At 64.4% G+C, this 22860-nt stretch carries 20 protein-coding genes; 1 reads left to right on the top strand and 19 read right to left on the bottom strand.

What is annotated here, in order from left to right; all coding sequences use genetic code 11:
• Window positions 1-27: 27 nt before the first annotated feature.
• On the top strand, window positions 28-573 hold the full coding sequence (locus IEW01_RS12240) for a sterol desaturase family protein (protein WP_188528085.1): 546 nt from the start codon (window positions 28-30) through the stop codon (window positions 571-573).
• Here the strand turns inward: IEW01_RS12240 and IEW01_RS12235 are convergent.
• From IEW01_RS12235 to IEW01_RS12145, 19 genes are all read right to left on the bottom strand, one after another.
• Window positions 546-1496: a phytoene/squalene synthase family protein gene (locus IEW01_RS12235; protein WP_188528082.1), complete on the bottom strand. Its 951-nt coding sequence runs from the start codon at window positions 1494-1496 to the stop codon at window positions 546-548. The genes IEW01_RS12240 and IEW01_RS12235 overlap by 28 nt on opposite strands.
• Entirely contained in the window at window positions 1493-3022 is a 1530-nt protein-coding gene (locus IEW01_RS12230) for a phytoene desaturase (protein WP_229738238.1), read from the bottom strand. The genes IEW01_RS12235 and IEW01_RS12230 overlap by 4 nt, the downstream gene beginning before the upstream one ends.
• Window positions 3015-4157 carry a lycopene beta-cyclase CrtY gene (gene crtY, locus IEW01_RS12225; protein WP_229738237.1) on the bottom strand — a complete coding sequence of 381 codons (1143 nt, stop codon included), beginning with the start codon at window positions 4155-4157 and terminating at the stop codon, window positions 3015-3017. The genes IEW01_RS12230 and crtY overlap by 8 nt, the downstream gene beginning before the upstream one ends.
• A gap of 96 nt (window positions 4158-4253) precedes the next feature.
• On the bottom strand, window positions 4254-4760 hold the full coding sequence (locus tag IEW01_RS12220) for a hypothetical protein (RefSeq protein ID WP_188528076.1): 507 nt from the start codon (window positions 4758-4760) through the stop codon (window positions 4254-4256).
• On the bottom strand, window positions 4757-6982 hold the full coding sequence (locus tag IEW01_RS12215) for an efflux RND transporter permease subunit (RefSeq protein WP_188528074.1): 2226 nt from the start codon (window positions 6980-6982) through the stop codon (window positions 4757-4759). Before IEW01_RS12215 ends, IEW01_RS12220 begins: the two co-directional genes overlap by 4 nt.
• 379 nt (window positions 6983-7361) lie before the next feature.
• Window positions 7362-8504 (bottom strand): S-methyl thiohydantoin desulfurase family protein, encoded by a 1143-nt coding sequence (locus IEW01_RS12210; protein ID WP_188528072.1) that lies wholly within the window; start codon window positions 8502-8504, stop codon window positions 7362-7364.
• 69 nt (window positions 8505-8573) lie between these two features.
• Entirely contained in the window at window positions 8574-9647 is a 1074-nt protein-coding gene (locus tag IEW01_RS12205; RefSeq protein WP_188528071.1) for an ABC transporter ATP-binding protein, read from the bottom strand.
• 65 nt (window positions 9648-9712) lie between these two features.
• Window positions 9713-10822 carry an extracellular solute-binding protein gene (locus IEW01_RS12200; RefSeq protein ID WP_188528068.1) on the bottom strand — a complete coding sequence of 370 codons (1110 nt, stop codon included), beginning with the start codon at window positions 10820-10822 and terminating at the stop codon, window positions 9713-9715.
• Between the two features lie 34 nt (window positions 10823-10856).
• A complete protein-coding gene (locus IEW01_RS12195; RefSeq protein ID WP_188528066.1) occupies window positions 10857-11657 on the bottom strand; it encodes an ABC transporter permease in 801 nt (266 codons plus the stop codon).
• Complete coding sequence (locus IEW01_RS12190) at window positions 11657-12562, bottom strand: ABC transporter permease (RefSeq protein WP_188528064.1); 906 nt, start codon at window positions 12560-12562, stop codon at window positions 11657-11659. The genes IEW01_RS12195 and IEW01_RS12190 overlap by 1 nt, the downstream gene beginning before the upstream one ends.
• Window positions 12562-13314 carry an aspartate/glutamate racemase family protein gene (locus IEW01_RS12185; RefSeq protein WP_188528062.1) on the bottom strand — a complete coding sequence of 251 codons (753 nt, stop codon included), beginning with the start codon at window positions 13312-13314 and terminating at the stop codon, window positions 12562-12564. Before IEW01_RS12185 ends, IEW01_RS12190 begins: the two co-directional genes overlap by 1 nt.
• Window positions 13315-13487: 173 nt before the next feature.
• On the bottom strand, window positions 13488-14873 hold the full coding sequence (locus IEW01_RS12180) for an L-serine ammonia-lyase (protein ID WP_188528060.1): 1386 nt from the start codon (window positions 14871-14873) through the stop codon (window positions 13488-13490).
• Between the two features lie 71 nt (window positions 14874-14944).
• On the bottom strand, window positions 14945-16567 hold the full coding sequence (locus tag IEW01_RS12175) for a LuxR C-terminal-related transcriptional regulator (RefSeq protein WP_188528058.1): 1623 nt from the start codon (window positions 16565-16567) through the stop codon (window positions 14945-14947).
• Window positions 16568-16709: 142 nt separating this feature from the next.
• Window positions 16710-17546, bottom strand: a complete 837-nt coding sequence (locus IEW01_RS12170) for an SDR family NAD(P)-dependent oxidoreductase (protein ID WP_188528056.1) — start codon at window positions 17544-17546, stop codon at window positions 16710-16712.
• A gap of 11 nt (window positions 17547-17557) precedes the next feature.
• Entirely contained in the window at window positions 17558-18622 is a 1065-nt protein-coding gene (locus IEW01_RS12165; protein ID WP_188528054.1) for an ABC transporter ATP-binding protein, read from the bottom strand.
• A 29-nt stretch (window positions 18623-18651) separates the two neighbouring features.
• A complete protein-coding gene (locus IEW01_RS12160) occupies window positions 18652-19482 on the bottom strand; it encodes a carbohydrate ABC transporter permease (protein WP_188528052.1) in 831 nt (276 codons plus the stop codon).
• A 1-nt stretch (window position 19483) separates the two neighbouring features.
• Window positions 19484-20383, bottom strand: coding sequence for a carbohydrate ABC transporter permease (locus IEW01_RS12155; RefSeq protein WP_229738236.1), 900 nt, complete (start codon window positions 20381-20383; stop codon window positions 19484-19486).
• Window positions 20384-20463: 80 nt separating this feature from the next.
• Window positions 20464-21690: an ABC transporter substrate-binding protein gene (locus IEW01_RS12150; protein WP_188528048.1), complete on the bottom strand. Its 1227-nt coding sequence runs from the start codon at window positions 21688-21690 to the stop codon at window positions 20464-20466.
• Window positions 21691-21912: 222 nt separating this feature from the next.
• Window positions 21913-22788, bottom strand: a complete 876-nt coding sequence (locus tag IEW01_RS12145; RefSeq protein ID WP_188528046.1) for an NAD-dependent epimerase/dehydratase family protein — start codon at window positions 22786-22788, stop codon at window positions 21913-21915.
• Window positions 22789-22860: the final 72 nt, after the last annotated feature.

Below are 22860 nucleotides of genomic sequence, written 5' to 3'. Positions count from 1 at the left end.
GCAGCGGGGATACGGAGAGGGTTTGTCATGTTCGGTTCGGTGATCCTGCCTGCGCTGATCGTGCTCGTCACCATCGCGGTGATGGAATTCATCGCCTGGTGGTCGCACAAGTACATCATGCATGGCTGGGGCTGGGGCTGGCACAAATCGCACCATGTTCCGCACGAGGGCGGCCTGGAGAAAAACGATCTCTACGCCGTCGTCGGCTCTGCGACCGCGATCCTGCTGTTCGCCCTCTCGCTCTGGCTCGGCGACTGGCTGTTCTGGATCGCGACCGGGGTGACCGCCTACGGCGCGCTCTATTTCATGGCGCATGACGGGCTCGTGCATCACCGCTGGCCGTTCAAGTACGTGCCCCGCAGCGGTTATCTGAAACGGGTCTATCAGGCGCACCGGCTGCACCACGCGGTCAAGGGCCGCGACGGCTGCGTTTCATTCGGCTTCATCTGGGCGCCGCCGGTCGACAGGCTCAAGGAAGAGCTGCGCCGCAACCGCGAAGAGATGCATCTGGCGATGTACGAAAGCGAAGAGGACGCGGCGCAGGTTCAGGACGCGCCGGTGGGCCGGCTGTAGAGCCAGTCGCGGTCGGGGCCGTTCTCTTCGCGCCGGAAGCGCGAGGCGATCACGTCGCCCAGCGCCAGCAGGACGAGCCCGATCTTGGTGAGCTTGCCGGTCGAGATCCGTTTTTCCCACGCCCTGCTCCCCTTGCGACGCAGCTTCTGCCCAATGGCGCGGTAGACCCGCGCCGCCGAGGCGATGGCCCAGGCAGACCGCCAGTCGAGCGCCGGCAAGCCCCAGCGGGCCGAGGCGTAGTATTTCTCCGCCTCGTCCAGCAGATCGCAGGCGGCGGCATGAAGCGCGGCGCGGTTCTGCGGCGCGGCGTAGGTTTCACCGTTGAGACCGTGGCGCGCGAGCACATCTTCGGGCACGTAGCGGCGGCCAACCCCGGCATCGTCGACAATATCGCGCGCGATGTTGGTGAGCTGGAAGGCGAGGCCGAGATCGCTCGCCCGGTCGAGCACCCGCGCCGCGCGCGCGCCCATCACCATCGCCATCATCACCCCCACAACCCCGGCGACGTGGTAGCAATAATCGAGCGTGTCCCCCAGAGTGGCATAGCTGCGCTCGTTCACGTCCATCTCGAAACCCTCGATCAGGTCCTGCGGATGGCGGGCGGGGATCTCGTTGTTGCGGGTCACCGAGATCAGCACGTCGAAAGCCGGATCGTCCACCTGCGCGCCGCTCAACGCCTGGGCGGTTTTCGCCTTCAGTTCCAGCAGCCGTTCGTTCTGGCCCTCGCGGTGGTCGGCCTCCTGGCCGAAGCCGAACTCCTGCCCGTCGATCAGGTCGTCGGCATGGCGGCACCAGGCGTAGAGCATCACCACGTCGGCGCGGATCTCGGGGCGGAACAGCCTGGCGGCCATGCCGAAGCTCTTCGAGCCCTTGGCGATGGATTGCTCGCCGAAACGAACCAGGTCGGCGGCGGCCCCGGTCATGCGGGGGCCCTGGCCTTCGCGTCCTCGATCATCAGCCCCGCCGTGGCCTTCGCCGAGCCCACCACGCCGGGAATCCCCGCGCCCGGATGGGTGCCGGCGCCAACGATGTAGAGGTTGGGGATCGAGGCGTCGCGGTTATGCGGGCGGAACCAGGCCGATTGCGTGAGGATCGGCTCCACCGAAAACGCCGAGCCGAGATGCGAGTTCAGATCATCGCGAAAGCCGTGCGGCGTGAGGATATGCGAGGTCACGAGCCGTTCGCGCAGATCGGGGATGTAGTGCTTCTCGAGGTAGTCGAAGATCCGCTCGCGGTAGCGCGGGCCCTCCACCTCCCAGTCAATCTCCGAGGTGCCCAGGTGCGGCACCGGCGAGAGCACGTAATAGGTGCTGTGGCCCTCCGGCGCGACGCTCGGATCGGTCACCGAGGGGCAATGCAGGTAGAGCGAGAAATCGTCCGCAAGCTTGTCGGCCTTGAAGATCTCGTCGATCAGCCCTTTGTAGCGCTTGCCGAACAGGATCATGTGGTGGCGCAGGTTCTCGGGCGCGCCTTTCAGGCCGAAATAGGTCACGAACAGCGACATCGAGAAGCGTTTCTTCTTCAGGCTGCGGGCATAGGATTTCCCGCGCTTGGTGCCGCCGAGCAGCTTGCCATAGGTGTGCACCACGTCGGCGTTCGAGGCCACGAGATCGGCCTCGAGAACCTCGCCCGCCACCTGCACGCCGGTGATCCGGTTGCCTTGCGTCACCATCCGTTCAACCTCGGCCGAAGTCCGCAGCGTGCCGCCGAGATCCTCGAACAGCTTGACCATGCCCTGCACCAGCGCGCCGGTGCCGCCCTTGGCCCACCACACCCCGCCACGGCGCTCGAGCGCATGGATCAGGGCGTAGATCGAGGAGGTCTGAAACGGGTTGCCCCCCACCAGCAGGGTGTGGAACGAGAACGCCTGGCGCAGGTATTCGTTCTCGATGAACGACGACACCTTGGAATAGACCGACCGGTAGGCGCCCACCCGCACCAGCTGCGGCGCCGCCTTCATCATGCTCTTGAAATCGAGGAACGGCACCGCGCCGAGCTTGAGGTATCCCTCGCGGTAGACATCCTCGGAATAGGCCATGAACTTCTTGTACCCGTCCACGTCCTTCGGCGAGAGCTTCGAGATCTGGGCGTTCAACTCATCCTGATCGTTGACGTAATCGAACCGCGTGCCGTCTTCCCAGCACAGCTGGTAGAACGGCGAGACGGGCATCAAGGTCACGTAATCGTCGATGTTTCGGCCCGAGAGCTGCCAGAGCTCCTTCAGCGCATCCGGGTCGGTGATCACCGTCGGCCCGCCATCGAACCTGAAGCCGTCCTGCTCGTAGACGTAGCCCCGCCCGCCCGGCTTGTCGCGCTTCTCCAGAACGGTGGTGGCGATCCCGGCGCTCTGCAGCCGGATCGCGAGCGCCAGCCCGCCGAACCCGGCGCCGATCACGATGGCCCGGCTGCCCGGGGTTTTCAGCTCGTCTGCGCTGGCAGGTCTATTCACGGATACATCCCATTGCTTTGCCAATCGGAACTGGCGGTTTGCCGGCGAGAATGCGGGCCTTGTCGGCCAGCGTCGGCCGCCCCGCATAGAACCGTTCGATCAAGCCCTCGCGCAGGCCATAGAACCTTTGCAGGACAAGGTAACGCTTTTCCGGCTCGGCCGCACGAAACAGCATCCGGTTCAGCATCCTGAGGAATACGTTGCGCCCGGCGGTGGAGATCACCTGAGCCTGCAGCACGGCGCGCAGCGCCCCGGTGGTGAGCGGACCGGTGTGGGCGGCGATGCGCCCGGCGGTGTCCACCGCCGTCGGCAGGCTGTAGCCGGTGACCGGGTGGAACAGATGCGCGCGCAGCCCGATCGGCACGGCGGTGCCGGGCAGATCGCGCCAGAGCGCCTCGGCATCAAGCGTGAGCGCGATCGGCAGCACGCCCTGCTCGCGCCGCACCACCGTCTCGATCTGCCAGCCGCGCGCGGCGGCATAGCCGCGGATGTTTTCTTCCAGCACCTGAGGCGAAAGATCGTGACCGTCGCTGTAATAGGTTTCCTCGATCAGAACCCGGGTGGGCGAGAACGGCAAAAGGTAGATGAAGCAATAGCCGTCGCGCTGCGGCACGGTGGCGTCCATGATCACCGGGGCCTCCAGCCCATGTGGCGCGGCGCATTCGACCTCGAGGCCAAGGAACTTCTGGAACCCGATCTCGGACGCCGGGCTGGGCGCGAAGCCGCGCCCGTCGAACACGCAAGCCGCGGCAACGCTGCCCCCGTCCTCGAGGGTCAATCCCTCGGCGGCGATGGCGGCGACGGGCCGGCTCTCGAACACCTCGATCCCCTCGGCGGCGCGCACCTGTGCGCGCAGGGTTTCCGAGGTGAGGCACATGTAGGGGGTTTCCAGCATCCGCGAATAGCGCGGGAAGATCACGTGCTGCCGCTCCCAGCGGTGGGCCACCATCGGCGCCAGCCAGCCATGCGCCTCGGCGCTCACGTCGGGGCCGTGGAACGACCAGGTGTGGTTGCCACAGATCGCGGGGCCGGCCTCGAAGATCGCAATCCGGGCGTCCGGCCGGGCCGCGCGCAGGCGAAGGGCCGAGAGGCAGCTCGCCAATCCGCCGCCGACGAATACGGCGTCAAAATTCATGTCGCTGACCGGCATTCACCCCCCGTTCGCTCCCGCTCACCCCACTATACGCTCCCCTGCGCAAGATGGATGCGGCAAAGGTTCCGGCCACGAGGCTCAGCGCTGCCGGTATGTCATGTCGACGATCACGCGCCATGGCTCGGCCTCGTCAGCCCGCACCATCTGGCGTATCGCGAAGCTTTCAGCATCCGGTTCCCGCACGGTGATCATGGTTTCATAGCGCCTGCCGTTCTCCACCAGGGGCGTCGTCGCGCGCATGTCGACCGCGCCGTCCTTCTCGCTGCCGGTCAGTTGCAGCACCTCGTCGGTCGCGGCCGACCACATCGCCCCGCGCACGCGCCCCTCCCCGGCGCGCAGGATGCGAAACGAAATGTCGGACCCGCCGATCGAGACGAGGCATTTGCCGGTGACGCTCACATCCGTGCCGGGCGCCTTCGGTTCGACATCGACCTCGCACCTTGCGGGCTGCATCGGGCGCTCGACGGTGGTGGCCAGGCTGCCGGAGCCGATCCAGCCGCCAACCGCCGCGAAAAGATCGGCCGCCTGCGCCGGGCCTGCGCCAAGACTGGCCGCGACGATCAGAATTCTGAAGGGATGTGTCATCGCTGTCCTTTTCGAGCGGAAAGGTAGAAACGCGGGCCCAGGAATGCAACTGCGGCCGGCAGAACCAGCAAATCGGCGAACAGAGCCAGCACGAAGACCGACGTGGCGATGGTGCCGAAATCGGCAACCTCCTGCGTCGCGGCGAAGGCCGAGCCGCCGAATCCGAGGACCAGCACGGCCGAGGTGGTCACCAGAACCGGCGTCGCCTCGCGCATCGCCGCGCGCAGGCGGGCCGGTTCGATCCGCGCGAACCCGCCGCTGAGGCGGATGCGGTTCAACACGTGCAGCGTATCGTCCACCGCGACGCCGAAGGCGACGGTGAGCGCCAGCCCGTTTGCCAGTTCGATCCCCTGCCCCGAAAACGCCAGCCAGCCGCCGATCAGCGCCACCGGCAGAAGATTGGGGATGAGCGCGATCAGGGCGATCCGCGCCGACCGGAGCCACAACCCGATCAGCACGGCGACGGCAAGAACCGCGATCGCGAGGCCCCGGTTGAGTTCGGTCAGGATGCCGCTGATCACCGCCGCCGACATCACCGACATGCCCGTCGCCGGGCTGATCTCGGCACCGGCGAGCGCGGGGTTCTCAGCCAGCGCCGCGTCGACCCGCGCCGCGAGCGCCAGGGTCTCGGCCCCGCTCTGGTAGCGGAACGGCACGGTGACGAGCGCCCGGGTTTCGTCCTGCGAGAGCAGCCGGCCGGCAATGACATCGGGTGCGCCGTCGATGCCGCCCGGTGCGGTGCCGGCAACCGAGGCAGCCGACTGGACGAGATCGCTCCCCGTGACCTCGGCAATGCTCGCTTCGACCGCGCCCAGAAGCGCCGGCGAAGTGCCGCGCACCGCCACTTCGAGCATCGAGATCGGACTGACCTTTTCCTCGACATCGTTGAAGGTGATGCGCAACGGATCGTGTTCCGCGAGGCTGTCGAGCACGAAATACCGGGGGCCTGCCTGGCTGTAGACCACCAGGGCGGCGGCGAGCAGAGTGATGGCGGCAAGGGTCACCCCGCGCGGCTGCGACAGCGCGACGCGGGGCAGATGGATGAACCGCCAGCCGCTCGGCGGCCGTTGGGCGACCCGCGCGAACTTCTCGCGGAAATACGGCCTCCGCCCCGCCGCCGCGAGCACGAGGCTCTGGGTCAGGAGCACCATCACCACCGACAACAGCAGAACCCCGGCGCCCATTGCGCCCAGCTCGGCGATGATCTCGGCCCGCGACAGCGTGAGGACGGCGAAGGCGATGGCCGTGGTGATGGCTGCGAACACGCAGGCCGCGGCGATGCGCCGAACCGCGCGCAGCGTCGCGCGGCGGCTCTCGCGATCGCCCTGGCGGGTCCGCTCAAAGATGATGTGGATCGAATCGATGGTGGCGAGGATCATCACCAGAACCGGCAGGGTGACCGAAACGGTCGTCACCGCCACCCCGAGGTGACCGAAGACACCGAGGCAGAGCACGAGCGCAATCAGCGGCCCCGGAAGGGTCAGCACCCCCAGGGCGACGCTGCGCAGGGCGATCGACGCCACGACGAAGCCAACGGCGGCCCCGATCGCGTTGAGCAGGATCACGTCGAGGATCAGCCCCTGCGCCAGTTTCGCGCGCAACACCGGGTAGCCGGCCAACCGGACCCGGATTTCACCGCCCCCCTCCGCCCGTTCGACGAGCGCCGCGAGCGCGGCGAGTGCATCGGCCTGAACCGCCTCCTCCGCGACCAGCGGCAGAACCGCGATCATCGCGGCCCGGTCTTCCGCCAGCAGCCGGCGCAGCGCCGGCGTTTCGCCGCGCACCGCGTCGAACCGCTCCGCCATGCGCGCGGCATCGGGCGGCGGGTAAGGCACGAGCGGCTCGGTGCGCCCATCTTCGGCGGCGATCTCGATCGAGAACGGCGAGATGGCGGCGCGCACACCGTCGATGAACTGCGCTTCCAGCAGCACCGCCGACGCCGCTTCGAGCACCACCGGATCGGCGAGATCATCGGCCTCGAACAGCAAGATCACGTCGTTGCTGTCGCTTTCGAAGTCACGCGAAACCTCGACGAACTCCGCATAGGCCGGGAAATCGCTCTCGAAAAACCGCAGCAGCGCGTTGTCGAAGGTCACCTTGGGAAGGCCGCTCACCCCCAGCGCTAGGAGCGCGGCGAACAGCAGCCAGAGGTGCCCGAAGCGGACCCGCAGGAACGACAGGCCCGCCGCCAGCCCGCGCGCGCTGCGCCGACCCCGCGCCATCAGGACACGAGCGCCCAGGAATTTCGCCGAACCTGCTTTGCCATCCCGCCCCTCTTTCGTATCGCGATCACATAGCGACCGCGCCCCGCGGCTGGCAAGTCATAGACGTCGGGCGCGCACCCCCGCATAGGTGATCCGCCGCAGCAGCCATTCGAACGGCCCAAGCGCGAACCGGGTGCGCCAAGATCAGCCCCCGGCGGGCGCACGAGCGCGGCGATCAGGCCGAGATGGCCGAGGGTCGCGACCGGGACGATGGCGATGGTCCGCGCCACGCCGGGTCCCGCCGCGCCCCTTTGCCAGAGCGCCGCCGAAACCGGGCGGTGGGCGACCCGGCAATCGCTCCGCCGCGTCACCCCGAAACCGACAGGGGGATCCGGGCCTAAGCCCGGTCCGCCATCGTTTCCTCGATCGGCCGGTAATCAATGTCGAACCCGAAATACCGCGGCCCGAGGATATCCACCGCCTTGTCGTTCTTGAATTCCGGCCGGCTCGGGAAGGCGAGGATCGCCACCTTCATCCCGACGCGGGCAAGCGGATTGGGAACCGGTTCGCCGGTCTCGCTGTCGACGATCACGATGATGTCGGGGCTGGTCACGACCGGCGCGTCATCGACCCAGCAGACGTGGTGCTCGTTCTTGAACCAGACCTTGGCCTGCTTGCCCGAATGGGTGCCTTCGCCGGTGATCGTATGCGTGCCCCAGTAATACCCGATCCGGTCTTCGTCATCTATATCGACCAATGTGCCGCGATGGATCTCCCAGCCGCCGAGCGCGTCAACCACGCGCGCCACCGGGTCGGCGCCCTCTTCCCGCGATGTGCGGATCAGGACGCCCAGGTCATGGCATTCAGTGAGGCTGTTCTTGACGAGGAGATCCTTGGTCTCCCTGCCGGACAGAACGAAGCCAGCCTGCCCCGCCAGGCCATAAGCGCCCGCGCTGATGAGCTTTCCAAGGCGCTCGGCGACGCGGTAGTTGGTGGCATCCTTGATGAAACAGACGTTTCCCCAGGCATCGACGGAGGAAATCGGGGTGATCTTCTTGTCGTGAAGATAGGGCGTCGTCTGCTGGATCTCGGGGATGGCCCGACCGGTGTAGTCACCGTTCATAACCATTTTGCCCATCTCCGACGCGGCGGCGACGGCAGCGGAGGTATTGGCCCCGGCAAGCTCGATCGGGACGATCGCGTCGATGGTCACGCCCATGTAGGCTTCGAGTTCCTCGATCGCCTTGCGCATCCGGTCCTTCTCGGTGTTGACGACCTCGGTGAAACCGAACCCCTCCATCTCGGCCAGCACCTCGGGCGTGTGCGGCGCGATGGAGCCCATGAGGAACGGACACGCCGTGACGGCATCATCGGCGAGGCTTTCCCAGTCGGCCATCACCATCTCGCGCCCGGCGTCGATCTCGCTCATCAGCGACGCGATCCCGTTCGCCGGCAACCCGCCACCGCCGGTTGCGTAGAAGGCGCAACCCCTGACGAAATCCTCGACATCCTGTCGGTTTCTCAACACCAAATCTGCCATCGCAATCTCCATACCGCGGCTCACATGGCTCGCGGGATTAAGGGTTTCGCACGTGGATCAACGCGCTTTTCAGGGAACGGCAACGCCGCTTTCCGCACTCCAGAACAGGTCAACCGGCGTGCCCGCGGCCATCCGCACCAGCTCCGGGCGGTTTGGAACTTCCACCACCAGCTCGTGCGTGCCGGCGGCCACGCGATATCGACGCAAGGCGCCCTGGTAGACCTCGTCGACAATCTTGCCGCTCAGGCGAGGTTTCTCGCCGTCATGGGCAGGCATCAGCCGCACCATTTCCGGGCGCAGCAACAGGCCGACCGGCTCACCCGGGGCGACGGAAACCGCGTCGGACACCCGTGCGGGAACCGCGACACCCTCGCCCAGGTCGACCACGCAGCCCGTGTCGGTGAGCTCCGTGACACTCGCCCGCAGAAGGTTCGAATCCCCGATGAACTCCGCGATGAACCGGGAAGACGGCTTCTCGTAGATATCGACCGGGGAGCCGATCTGAAGCATCCTCCCCTCGTTCATCACCGCGATACGGTCCGACATGGTGAGGGCCTCGGACTGGTCGTGGGTGACGTAGACCGTGGTGATGCCGATGGATTTCTGGATATCCTTGATCCAGAATTTCATCTCTTCGCGCATCTGTTTGTCGAGCGCCGAAAGCGGTTCGTCGAGCAGAAGGATCTCCGGCTCGATCACCAGCACGCGCGCCAGCGCGACCCGTTGCTTCTGACCGCCCGACAGCTCGCGCTCGAAGCGCCCCTCGTAGCCCGTCAAGCCAACCTGCGCCAACGTGGCCTCGACCTTTCGCTTGATCGTCGCCTTGTCTTGCTTGCGCTCCACCAACCCGAAGGCGATGTTGTCGAAGACGTTCATGTGCGGGAAGATGGCGTAATTCTGGAACACGATGCCAATCCCGCGCGCTTCCGGCGGCAGGTCGGTGATGTCGCGGCCGTTGACCAAGATCCGGCCGGTGGTGGGCGCGATGAACCCCGCCAACATCCGGAGCGTCGTGGACTTGCCGCAGCCGGAAGGCCCCAGCATCGAGAAGAACTCGCCCTGTTCGATGGCGATATCCGTCTTCTCGACCGCGACCGTGCCGCCGAACTTCTTACTGACACCCTGGAATTCTACGGAAGACATCTGGCTTTCCTTGATGAGCGCGGGAACCACGGGGCCGGGATCATACCCGGCCCCTCATTGCCCGGTCAGAGACCGAAGATCTGATTGAGGCGCTCGGTGATATCGAGCTTGTTCTCGACGAAGAAATCCCAATCCGGCACCCAGAAGGCCTCGGTGGCCGCGGCGGTGTTTTCCACGCCGTTCTCGGCCAGCGACGCGGTGATCGTCGCCTTCGAGTTGGTCGGGCGCCACATGAACTCGTCGCCGAACGCGTTGAGGAACTCGGGGCTGAGCGTGCGGTTCAGGAGCGCGAAGGCCAGCTTTTTCTGCATCGGGTCAGCGTAGCGGCTGATGGTCTTGGTCTGGGTCAGGATCGGGTGGCTGTCCCACTGCCAGACGTCGACCGGCGCACCCTTGCGCTTGAGCGAAAGCGCCTCGCCCTCGATATGCACGGCGATGTCCACCTCGCCCCGCTCGAGCAGCGAGAGCATGTTGAAGGTGAATTCGGAAACCTTCATCGGCATCGCGTCTTCGAGGGCCTGGAAGGCGGCCGCCATATCGTATTGATCCTTGCCGAACTCCTGCGCCGTGGCCATGAAGAAGGCGTGCATCAACCCGTTCTCGGTGCCGTAGGTGCCGCGTTTGTTGGCAAAGCGGTCGGCCCAGAAATCGCGGAAACTGTTGGGCGCGTCGCCCCGGTCGGTCCGGTAGGCATAGACGTAGGGCATGTAGGCCCAGGTCACGCCCGCGCCGCTGGCGAAGGCGAAATCCCAGCAATCCGCCGCGTTGGGCACGTTTTCGCGAACTTCGTCGGTGGACAGGAAGAAGTCGCCGGCCTGCTTGGTCTGGGTAAGGTTCGGCAGGTTCCAGTTACAGATGTCGAACACCGGGTCCTGCGCGCCCTGGGTCACGAACTTCGGGAACCAGGGAAACGAGCTGTCCCAGTTGATCTTGCAGTTGAAGTCCTTCTCGAACTGGTCGGTCAGCGCCTTGCGGACGAATTCTTCCCAGCCGCCGCCCCATTCGCCGACGTTCAGTGTCGCGCCGCCGGCATCGAAGACGCCGCCGTCGTAACTCGTGTCCTGAGCCCAGGCGTGGTTGATGTAGAAGGTCGACGGGATTGCACTGGCCGCCCCGAGCGCGGCGCTGCGCTGCAGGAACGAGCGGCGTGTATGAAGTGTTTTCTTGGTGGTCATTGGAGATACTCCCTTGGTTGGGTTCGGTCGTTTCTTATTTCTTCTCGAGAAGGCGCCCGATATTGACCAGGCGGTTGGTGAGCAGCACGGAGGCGGTCACCAGGATGATGGCGAAGATGCCGGCCGCGGCGGCCGAGGGGTCGAACTTGTAGCGCAGCGAGTTGTACATCGCGATCGGCAAGGGTTCGGCGTTGGGCGCCGACAGGAACAGCGACACCTCGAACTGACCGAAGCTCACGATGAAGGCGAAGATCGAACCGGCCTGGATGCCCTGGCTGATGTTCGGCAGCGTGATCTTGCGGAAGGTTCGCATCGGCGACGCCCCGAGGCTGCGCGCGGCCTCGTCGAGCGACACGTCGTAGCTGGCCAGCGCCGCGCCGACGGTGCCGATCACGTAAGGCGTCGAATAGAGGATGTGGCCGATCCAGAGCCCCCAAATCGTCCGCGTCAGCCCGATCCCGGTGGAGATGTAGAAGGCGAACAGCGAAAAGCCGATCACCACGCCGGGCAGGACGACCGGTGACAGGAAGAAGGCCCGCATCGCGCCGCGCCCGATGAACCTGGTGCGCGACAGGAAGAGAGCGGCCGCCGTGCCGAGGATCGTCGCAACGATCATCGTCAGCAAGGCGAGGCGGAACGAGAAGAAGAAGGCCGACAGGTATTTTTCCGATTGCAGGAAGGCAACGACCCAGCGCAGCGACAATCCTTCCGGCGGAAAGGTCAGGAACTCGCCGGCGGTCAGGCCGGCCAGGACGACCACCAGGATGGGCAGGAGCATGTAGCAAAAGCCGAGCACCGCGAGGATCAGCATCGGCAGGGGAATGGTGCGTCCCATCAGGCAAGACCTCCGGAATTGCGCGAACCGACCTTGAGGTAGACCGCAACGGCGCCGGCGCTGATAAGGAAGAGGATGACCGCGATGGTCGCGCCGAACTGGAAGCGCGCGCCTTCCGCCACCTGCTGGAAGATGTGGATCGGCAGCACGCCCACGCGAAACCCGCCCATCAGCGCGGGCACGATGTAGGAACTGATGGAAAGCGCGAAGACCAGCAGCGAGCCAGACAGGATGCCGGGCATCGACGCCGGCACCGTGACCCGCAGGAAGGTTCTGCGCGGGGTGGCGCCGAGGCTGCGCGCGGCCTCCTCAAGGCTCGGGTTGATGCCGCGGATCACGCCGACGAGGGTGAGGATCATGAACGGCAGCGAGAACTGGACCAGTCCGAGCACGACCCCGAGGAAGTTGTACATCAGCTGAACCGGGTTGTCCGGGTCGGTCAGGCCGATCGCCACGAGCATCTGGTTGATCAGCCCGTTATCGCCAAGGATCACCATCATGCCGTAGATGCGGATCACCATATCGAGCTGCATCGCTGCGAGGACCAGGATCAACAGCACGGTATTGCGCGCCGCGTTCTTCGTTTTCGCGATCACGAAGGCCATCGGATAGGCGATGACCAGGGTGGTCAGCGAAACGATCGTGGCCAAAAGCACCGAGCGCCCGGTGGCCATCAGGTAGTTCGACCGGGAGAAGAAACGGATGTAGTTGTCGAGGGTCAGTTCCGAGGTGACCGCCACCTGTCCGATAACCTGGGGATTGAACGAAGTGGCGAACAAAAGGCCCACCGGAATGACGAAGAACACCACGAAAAAGATCGCCAGCGGAACCACCAGCAGCCATTTCAGGTGACGCTGGTATCCGGGTGAAGGCCGCCCCGCGGTGATGTGCGAATCCGCTGCCATCACTTGCGTTCCATCTGGCGGCTCAGGGCGGCCCAGGCGGCATACCCTTTGATGATCTTGGGATCGGGGAGCGGGTAGACCGACTTGTCGGTTCCCTCTCCTGCCGCGGCAGCCGCATGCGCCAGCGCGACGGCGTGGGGCAACGGGTCGATCACCCGGTCGAGCTTGTCACCCAGCGCCGCCATGACGGGCCCCGCGAACCCGAGCATGCCGGTGCAGCCAAACACGATGGCGCGCGCGCCGTCCTCTTCAACAGCCTGCCGACAGGCCTCGATCGTCGCCCGGATCGAACCGGGCCGATCCTGCTCGAGGCCGAGAACCGAAACCCCGATGCCGCGCACGGAAGTCAGCCGATCTGCCAACCCGTGCTGGGCCGCCAGATCGCGAAAGGCGCGCGCCTGGCGATCGAGCACCGTCACGACCGAGAACGCGCCGGCCTCGGCGGCTGCCGCGAGGCCCGCCTCGCCGCAACCGATCACCGGGATCGTGACCGCCTCACGCGCGGCGTCGAGGCCGGGATCGAGCATGCAATCTATGACCACGGCCTCGATGCCGTCAGCTTGCGCCGTCAAGGCCGCGTCGACCACACCGGGCGCGGCGAGAACCTCGTCGATGGCGGACTCGACCGAAGCCGGCCCCTTGTCGAGAAACACGGACGACAGCTCGCAGTCGCTCGGAACCATGGCCACGAGCGGGGCATCGTCGCGAAACCCGGCGGAGATGATCGGCGTGATGACACGGACTTTCGTCATGGGCTGCTTCACTTTCCAAGTCGAATTCAGAAAACCGTAGAGGCCGCCCCTGGATGCATCGACTACCCAATAGGGTAGTAAGAACGATGCCGGTGCGAAGGGAAAAAAAGAGGCGCCAGGCAATGCACTGGCACCTCGAACACGTCCTCGGCTTTTCCCGGTCGGCTTTCTGCTCAGCAGGCCGGCAGGTTCACCGCCAGTCCACCCTGCGATGTTTCCTTGTACTTGTCACTCATGTCCTGCCCCGTCGCCCGCATCGCGGCGATACAATTGTCCAGCGGCATGAAATGCCGCCCGTCGCCATGCAGCGCGAGCGAACAGGCCGAAACCGCCTTCACCGCGCCCAGCCCGTTGCGCTCGATGCAGGGCACCTGCACCAAGCCGGCCACCGGATCACAGGTCAGACCGAGATGGTGCTCCAATGCGATCTCGGCGGCGTTCTCGATTTGCGCGTTGGTGCCACCCAGAACGGCACAGAGCCCGGCCGCAGCCATCGCGGAGGCGGAGCCCACTTCGCCCTGGCAGCCCAGTTCGGCGCCGGAGATCGACGCGTTGTGCTTGATCAGCCCGCCAATCGCGGCCGCGGTCAGAAGAAAGTCGTGCACGCCGCCGGATGTCTGACCATCGCATTGATCGACGTAATACCTGAGCACAGCGGGGATCACGCCGGCCGCACCGTTCGTCGGCGCGGTGACAACCCGCCCGCCTGCCGCGTTTTCCTCGTTCACCGCCATGGCGAAGCTCAGGAGCGTATCCATCTCGGCATGGGGCAGCTTCTGGCGCGCCGGGTTCGTTTCGGTGAGCTTGCGGTGCATGTCCGCCGCGCGCCGGCGCACGCCCAACCCGCCCGGCAACACCCCGTCGGACGTCAATCCGCGCTCGATACATGCCGCCATCGCCGCCCAGATCCGGTTCAAACCCTGATCGAGGTCCGGCACCGGCGCCGATGCCGTTTCGTTGGCCCGCTTCATCGCGGCGATCGAAAGCCCGCTTTCTGCGCCCATCTCCAGCATCGCCGCCGCCGTCGCGAACGGGAACGGCACGTTCGACCGCGCGCCATCCGCTCCGGGTGCCCGGGTTGCTTCAAGCTCGCTATCGGACGCCACGAAGCCCCCGCCGATCGAATAGAAGATGCGCTCGAGAAGGTTTGCGTCGTCTGCGCCGAACGCCCGGAAAACCATGCCGTTCGCATGCCCCGGCAAGGCCGGGCCGTAGTCGAAGATGATGTCGCGATCGGGATCGAACGAGACGCGGGCATCGCCGCCCAGTTCCAGGCGCCGGGCTGACCGGAGGCCGGCCACCAGCGCCTCCGCTGCGTCGGGGTCCAGTTGCGACGGGGTCTCGCCCAGAAGACCGAGGCAGATCGCCCGGTCGGTTGCGTGACCGCGTCCGGTGAACGCGAGCGACCCGTGGAGCGTCACCGTCACTCGGCCGACCCCGCCGGGCAGGCTGCCAGCGAGTTCATCGCGGAATCGTTTCGCCGCGATCATCGGGCCCATCGTGTGCGACGATGAGGGACCGATCCCGATCTTGAACAACTCGAAGGTCGAAAGGAACATGCGCTCTCTCCGTTTCAGGCCGCACCACGGGCACGCGCGCCCTGATTGACCGCAGACGGGCCGCCCTTCGACTACCTATCCGGGTGGTTCTGGTTGATGATCCCCAGCCGGGTGGCTTCCATGACGGCTTGCGTCCGGTTCAGGACGCGAAGTTCGCGAAAGATGGTCTTGAGGTGGTATTTCACCGTGTTGACGGTAACGCCCATGGTCCGCGAAATCTCCTTGTTGGAAAGGCCCAGCGCAAGGAGTTCCAGGTATTTCGCCGATGGGTGCCCCGCGGCAACCGCCGCCGGCGACCCGGGCCCCACCCGCCGCGCCTCGCGTTTCTGCACTGTCGAGTAATGGTGCAGTTCGGCGAAACGCGCGCGTTGCTGGCGACTGACCGGCGATGTCACGTGATCGCCATCGAGCACGGCCTGGACGATCCGCGAAACCTCCTGGCCCTCGTCGAGAATGAAACGCCGGAACGGCTGGTTTCCGAGCAGCCTGACAGACGAGAGCAACGCGCTGGTCGCTTCGGATTTCTGGTTCAGGCGCCAGTGCGCTTCAGCGCGGATGACCCGGAGTTTCGCCAGCGAAAGCAGCTGGCCGCGGCGGATCGCGAAATCCTCGACCGTTTCCATGAAGGCAAGGGCCTCGCGCGCGCGTCGCGCCCGCACCAGCCAGCGCGAGATCGCCACCGCGGTGCTGCCCTGCCGAAACGCCCAGTCGTCGTCGTCGCGCGAAGGCAGGCGTTGCGGGTCGATGTCCATGGAGCGCATGATCTTGATCGCCGCATCGATCTCGTCGCTGAGGGTGAGAACGCGGATGCGCTCGAACCTGATCAGGCGCAGCAGGCGCGGCATCTTGAGATTCTCGGCGGCGGTCTCGAAATGCGACAGCTCCGAAAGTGCTCCGGGCAGGCCGAGGTGGTTGAACGCGAGCCGGATCTGCACCCGGTACGCCGCGGCCCGAACGTCGAGCCAAGCGTCGTTCTCCTCGATGCTGCCAATGGCGCTATCCAGCAAGGCCTCGCTCTCGGCCAGGTCGTTGGTCTCATAGGCCACTTCCGAGCGCAGGGCCCGGCTCACGGCCAGTAGCGCGGTGCCGGGAGACGGCAGGGCCGAGAGGCTGTTCTCGATGATCGAGTATTCCTGGGCGGCGCCCTCGAGATCTCCGCGCATCAGCTTGATCTGGCCAAGGTGGGCGAGAAGGTGCAGCGATCCCAGCTCGGCCGCCCCCTGCCGGTAGGCACGGATGGCGCTTTCGCCATATTCCTGCGCGCGGTCCAGATGTCCCGAGTGCATGCAGGCGAGGCAGAGCTGGTTCAGTGCCAGCCCCTGGGCGACGAAATCATCGCGCGGGGCCGCCTCAAGTGTCCATTTGAGGTTCGCGATGTCGGCGGCCGCGAAAGTGCGCCCCTCGTAGGCCCTGACATGGGCATCGACCAGGATCAGCTCGAGTTTCTTCCGGTCCGAGCGATCATCCTGCCGCTCGCATTCCGATTGGATTACGTCCAGCTCCCGCCGCGCGTCGATGACCTGCCCTTGCTTGGCGAGCACGAAAGCCCGCGCAAGCCGACGAAAGAATTCCCGGTCCGCCGGCGGCACCTGATGCGCGCGCCGGGACGCCGCGTCCGGAGACCGCGCGCCGATCATCGCCTGGCGCCAGTTGTCCGGTGCATCGCGAAGCTGCGGTTTGTCGGCTTGTCCCATCCGGGCGATACGATCAGATCATCCCGCCCCTGTCCATGGTCCGCCCCGGCGGGCGGGATCCGGAACGCCCCCGGTCACTCGGCCCCGTGACCGGCCCGCGCTTTTTCAAACTCCCGCCGCCCCGAAAACCGCCGAGGCTGTCTCAGCGCTCCAGCCAGGACTTGAACGAGTCGCCGAAATCGGGATGCCACCGCGAAAGCGGCGGGCGGTTTTCAATTATGTCGCCGGCGGCCCAGGCAATCCGCTTTTCGTCCGTCGCCCGGTCGACCTCGTTGTCCGGACACAGAATGTAGAAGTCGTCGCGCTCAAGCGATGCGAACAGGTAATCGACGACCTCTTCCGGGGTCCAGGCGCTGGCGGGCTTCTCGGTTCGCCCCATCGCCGTGAGCGGCGTGAAGACGAAACCCGGGATGAACAACCTTGCTTCGACGGCACAGCCCTCGATGTTGCGCAACTCGTGTTGAAGGGCCTCGGTGAAGGCCTTCACGCCGGTCTTCGATACATTGTAGGCCGGATCGCCCGGCGGCGTGGTGATACCCTGCTTCGAGCCGGTGTTGATGATCAGACCCGGCTTGCCCGAAGCGATCATCCCCGGCGCGAAAACCTGTCCGCCACGGATGATGCCCCACATGTTCACGTCGATGATACGCTGCCAATTGCCCTCGGCGTCGAAGATCGAGCTTCCGGGCTGAATGCCCGCATTGTTCATCAACACGTTGACCGGGCCGAGCTCTCCGGTCACCCGGGCCTCGAGCGCCTTGATCTGGTCGGGATCGCCCACGTCGGTCGGCACGCAGAGAACCACCTGCGCCCCGGCGGCAGACACCGCGGATTCGGCCGCGTCGAGTGCTGCGCCGGGCAGATCGGCGACGCAAACCTTCATCCCGAGTGCGGCAAACCGCTTGGCGGCTTCCAGGCCAATCCCTGATGCGCCGCCGGTTACAACCGCGACGTTTCCCTTCGCGAACGCTTCGTGCATATGGCCGCTCCTCAGATCCGTTGGCCGCTTTCCTTGTCGAACAGGTGGACCTTCCCGGTATCCCATCCAAGCCCTATCTTCTCGCCGGGCTCGAAAAGGTGCCGTTCGAAGAACACCGCGCAAATATCCGCGCCGCCGATATCTGCGAAAACCTCGATATTCGCACCAGTGGGTTCAACCACTTCCACTGTGGCCTCCACCCCGTTCGCTCCAAGGATCAGGTGCTCGGGCCGCACGCCGAAAACAACCGCCTGCCCTTCCTTCGCATCCGCAAGGTCAGGCGCAGGCAGTCTGGTACCGGCCTCGGTAACCACGACCGCCTCGCCGTCGCTGCGCGAGAAGTGGCCTTCGATGAAATTCATCGAGGGAGATCCGAGGAACCCGGCCACGAAGAGGTTGCCGGGATGATCGTAGAGCTCCAGCGGCGCACCGATCTGTTCGACGCGCCCCGCGTTCATCACCACGATCCGGTCAGCCATGGTCATGGCCTCGATCTGGTCGTGGGTCACGTAGATGGAGGTTGTCTTGAGCCGTTGATGCAGTGCCTTGATTTCGGTGCGCATCGTGACGCGCAGTTTCGCATCGAGGTTGGACAGCGGCTCGTCGAAGAGGAACACCTGTGCGTCGCGCACCAATGCCCGGCCCATGGCCACGCGCTGGCGCTGCCCGCCGGAAAGCTGACGAGGCTCACGCTGCAGGAAGGGCACGAGGTTCAGGATTCCAGCGGCTTCGTTCACCTTTTTCTCGATCTCGGCCTTGGAGCGTTTGCGCAGTTTCAGGCTGAATCCCATGTTGTCGAAGATCGACATGTGCGGGTAGAGCGCGTAGTTCTGAAACACCATCGCGATATCGCGGTCACGCGGGTGCACGTTGTTGACCACCTTCTCCCCGATGACAATCTCGCCGTCCGAAATTGTCTCGAGGCCGGCGATCATCCGCAGGAGCGTGGATTTGCCACAGCCGGACGGACCGACAAGCACGACGAACTCATGCTCCTTGACCTCGATGTTGACCCCGTGAATGACCTTCAACGTCCCGAAGGTCTTTTCCACGTTCTGTATTGTCACGGCCGCCATAATCTTATCCCTGTATTGATACGTCGCGCTTATTTCACGGCGCCGAGCGCCATGCCGCGGATGAGGTATTTCTGAAGCCAGGAGAACACGATCGCGACCGGCACGGTGGCAAGTATCGTGGCCGCCATGACGTGATGCCATTCGACCTGATACCGCCCGGCCACCTGGCTGTAGATCTGCACCGGCAAGGTGTAGTCGTCCGACGACCGGATCATCGTCAGCGCAAGCACGAATTCGTTCCAGCCGTTGATGAAACTGAAGATCGAGGTCACCGCGATCGCCGGCACGGCCAGTGGCAGGAAGATCTTGATCAGACTCTTGAAGTGCGTCGCCCCGTCGATCCACGCCGCCTCTTCGAGATCGCGCGGAATGGTCGAAAAGTAGCTTTGCAGCATCCAGATCGTGAAGGCCATGTTGAACGCCGCGTAGGTAAGCACGAGCGAGTTGAGGTTGTTTACCATCCCAAGCACCACCATCAGACGAAACAGCCCCAGCACGAGAACGATGGGCGACATCATCTGGGTCATAAGAAGAAAGGTCCGGTAGGCACTTTTCCCCGGGAACCGGTAGCGTGAGAGCGCATAGGCCGCGGGGATCGACAGCAAGAGGCCAAGCGCCGTCGCGGCGATACTGACGTAGAGGCTGTTGAACAGGGCCTGTCCGAAATTGGTTTTTTCCCACATTTCGACAAAGTTCGACCAGCGGAATTCCGAAAACCACCAGCGCGGCGGGAACACGAAGAGCTCTTCGCGCGGGCGGAAAGCGGTGACGAACATCACCCCGAACGGGAACAGGATGACCACGACGAGCGGCGAGAGCATCAGCCAGTAGAGCAGCGATTTTTTCAGCTTGGCCGACATGTCACTCGTCCTCTTCGATGGTGTCTGTCTGGCGCTCGCCCCGCATCACGAGCGCCACGTAAATGATGGTGAACAGAAGCAGGAAACCGAACATGATCAGCGAGATCGCCGCAGCCTCCCCGAGTTGGCCGAAGCGGAAGGCCAACTTGTAGAGGTAGGTCACGAGAATGTCGGTCCCATTGGCCGGCCCGCCCTCTGTCATGACCCAGATGATCGGCAGCGAATTGAACACGTAGATCACGTTCAGCACGATGGCGATATTGATGAAGGGTTTCATCAGGGGGAGGGTGATGTGCCGGAACTGGTCCCAGCGGGTTGCGCCATCGACCATCGACGCCTCGTAAGAATCGCGTGGCAGCGAAGACAGCCCGCCCAGGAAAATCGTCGTGGTGAAGGGGATCGACACGAGAATGCCGACGAGGATTTCGACGGTGAAGGCCAGTTGTGCCTCCGCCAGCCATTCGATCGGCTCGTCGATGAGCCCCATGTTCATCAACGTCGCATTGAGCAGCCCCGCGCGCCCGTTCAAGGCCCAACGCCAGACCACCGCCGTCATCGTGAGCGAAACCGCCCACGGCAGCATGATGATAACCCGCGCCAGGCCACGGCCGTAGAAATCATCGTTCAGGATCAATGCGATCGGCAGCGAGATGATCAGCGTGCTCAGCACGACCGTCACCGTCCAGATCACCGTGCGGTTGAGCGAGGCCCAGAAAAGCGGATCGGAAAAGACTTCCCTGAAATTGTCGAATCCCACGAAGCCGAGGAGTTTGCCGAACCGGCTCACTTCTTGCAACGAGGTGAAGCCGAGATCGTAAATCGGATATCCGATAATGAACATCGCCAGCGCGAGGCCGGGGAGGATCATCAGAAGCGGTTTCATGCCATCGAGGGATTTCATTTGCGCACCCGTGCGTCAGAGAAGGGGCGCACCGCCCGGGGGAGAGGTGGGGCGGCCGAGGCCGCCCCACCGATTGTGACTCACTTGCCGCGGATCGAGTTGATCTGTTCGGCGGCTTCGGTCAGCGCCGATTCCGGCGTCGCCTGGTCGAGGTAGACCTTCTGAACCGCCCGCACCGTGACGTCGGCGATCTCTTCCCAGTTCGCAATCGTCGGCGCGAACTTGGCGTGAGGCAGGCCCGCGGCGAAACCGGCGATATCCTTGTCGGTGGTATAGTAGTCCTCGGCGGCGACACCCTTGGTCACCGGGAGGAAGCCTTCACCACGGTCGAACTTGGTGCGCCACTCATCCTTGTAGGCAAATTCGATGAACTTCCACGCTTCTTCCTTCACATCCGAATCCGCGAACATCATCAGCGTGTCGGTCACACCGTAGGTTGCCTTGGTGGTCGCGACGGGGAACTCCATCACCTCGTAGTTCAGGTCCGGCGCTTCGGCCTGGATCTGCGGGATCAGCATCGGGAAGGTGAACACCGCCCCGACCTGGCCCTGCTTGAACAGGTTGAACAGGTCCTCACGGCTGTAGTTGGTCGGGGAAGGCTGCGTCAAACCTTCGTCGAGCATCTTCTTGTAGAGCGTGAGGGCCTCGAGCGCGGCCGGCGTGTCGAGCCCGGAGGTGCCGTCTTCCTTCAGGATGTCGCCGCCATGGGTCCACAGCGAGTAGTAGAAGTAGGCGTCGGTTTCGATTTCCTTGCCCTGCAGACCGAACCCGAAGGCGTCAGTTTCCTCCGAAATCTTCTTGGACGCTTCATAGAGCTCATCCCAGGTCGTCGGCGGGGTCGCACCGGCCTCGGCATAGAGATCCTTGTTGATCAGCATGGCACGGGCCGACGCGGCCACCGGCAGGCCCATGATCTGACCGTCAATCACCGAAGGCGCCATGAAGGTGTCGATGAAGGTGTCCTTGAACTCGGGGGTGAGGTAATCGTCGACCGGCTCGGCAATCCCCTGCTCGGCAAAATCGAGCAGCCAGCGGGTGCCGATGATCGAGATATCCGGGGCCGCACCGCCAGCGATGTCGGTGGTGAGGCGCTGAAGCAGCGTATCCCACGGCACGACTTCGATATTGATGTCGATGTCCGGGTTTTCCGCTTCGAAGGCGGCCGCGACTTCCTCGAAATAGGGGCCGGTCTTGGAGCTGTATTCCGCCACCGTGAAGTCAACGGTGGTTTCGGCCAGAGCCGCTCCGGACCAGGCCAGAAGGGCCAGGGTCGAGACGGCGAGAGTTGTTTTTTTATTGGGGGTCATTGGTTTCTCCTCTGTCGGACTTTCCCGCCGAAACCGCATTGTGGCGATGTTGCTCACGGGATGACAGAAAAAAGCCTGCGCCAGATTCTCGAGCTTTGAAAATAGAACTTTTGCATGGCTGTATGTCCGGCGCGCATCACCCATTTCGCCCCGAAAACGAGCATTCACTCCAGCCGCAGGCTTGCGGCTGGAGTGCTGGAAGTTCCTGTATTTCTTGCGCGCTTAACGCTTGCGCCAGGAGAATTCGGGGGAGTAGCCCAGCACGCGGCGAGCCTTGTCGATCGACAGCAGCGTTTCGTGCCCTTCCAGCTCTTTCTTGAGCGGGATGTCGGGGAAAACCTCCTTCATCAACTCGTCACTGGATTTCTCCATCACCGTGTCGTCGTTCGCGATAATGAAATTGTCGGCGCCCACGAAGTCGACATGCAGCGCCTTGCGCACGGCCTGGGCGCAATCGCGCGCGTCGATGTAGCCCCACAGGTTCCATTCCCGGAAATGCGGATCGTCCTGCCAGCCCGCGAAGTTGTCGTAGTCCTGCGGCTCCATGACGTTTGAAAGGCGCAACCCGATGAAGCTGGTGTCGGGGTTCCAGCGGTGCATCTGTCGCGCCATTTCCTCACCGAGATCCTTCGACAACGAATAGGCGCTTTCGGGCCGCATCGGATGCTCTTCGTCTACCGGTGCGTAGGCGGGCGGGTTCGACGGGCTGAACGGCAAGCCGAGCGTGGTTTCGCTGGAGGCCCAGACAATGCGCTTGATGCCGGTGCGCAGCGCCGCGTCGAAGACGTTGTAGGTAGAGACCATGTTGTTGCGGAAGGTCACATCTTCCGGCACCAGGTCGGGCGCCGGAATGGCCGCGAAATGCACGACCGCATCGGGGGTGGCGAACTGGCGAAACGGGTGATCCTTGCCACCAGTCCACTGCAGCGCGTCCATCACCTGCCCACGATCGTTCAGGTCAACCTTGTAGAACGGGCAAACCGGATCAGACGACGGCTGGATGTCGATATTGAGCACGTTGTACCCGTTCTCGACCAGGTCCCGGCAGACTGCACGACCGGCTTTTCCACTTCCGCCAGTGACGACGATGTTTTTCATTTTGCCCTCCTTGTCCTGACCTACGCACGAATATTGCCGGCGCCGGCCGTGGTGTCCGTAAGATATCGGCAT

The sequence above is a fragment of the Sinisalibacter lacisalsi genome (assembly GCF_014640115.1).
GTDB classification, from domain to species: Bacteria; Pseudomonadota; Alphaproteobacteria; order Rhodobacterales; family Rhodobacteraceae; genus Sinisalibacter; species Sinisalibacter lacisalsi.
The sequence above is the reverse complement of the archived record's forward strand: the minus strand, read 5'-3'. Positions and strand labels throughout refer to the sequence as shown.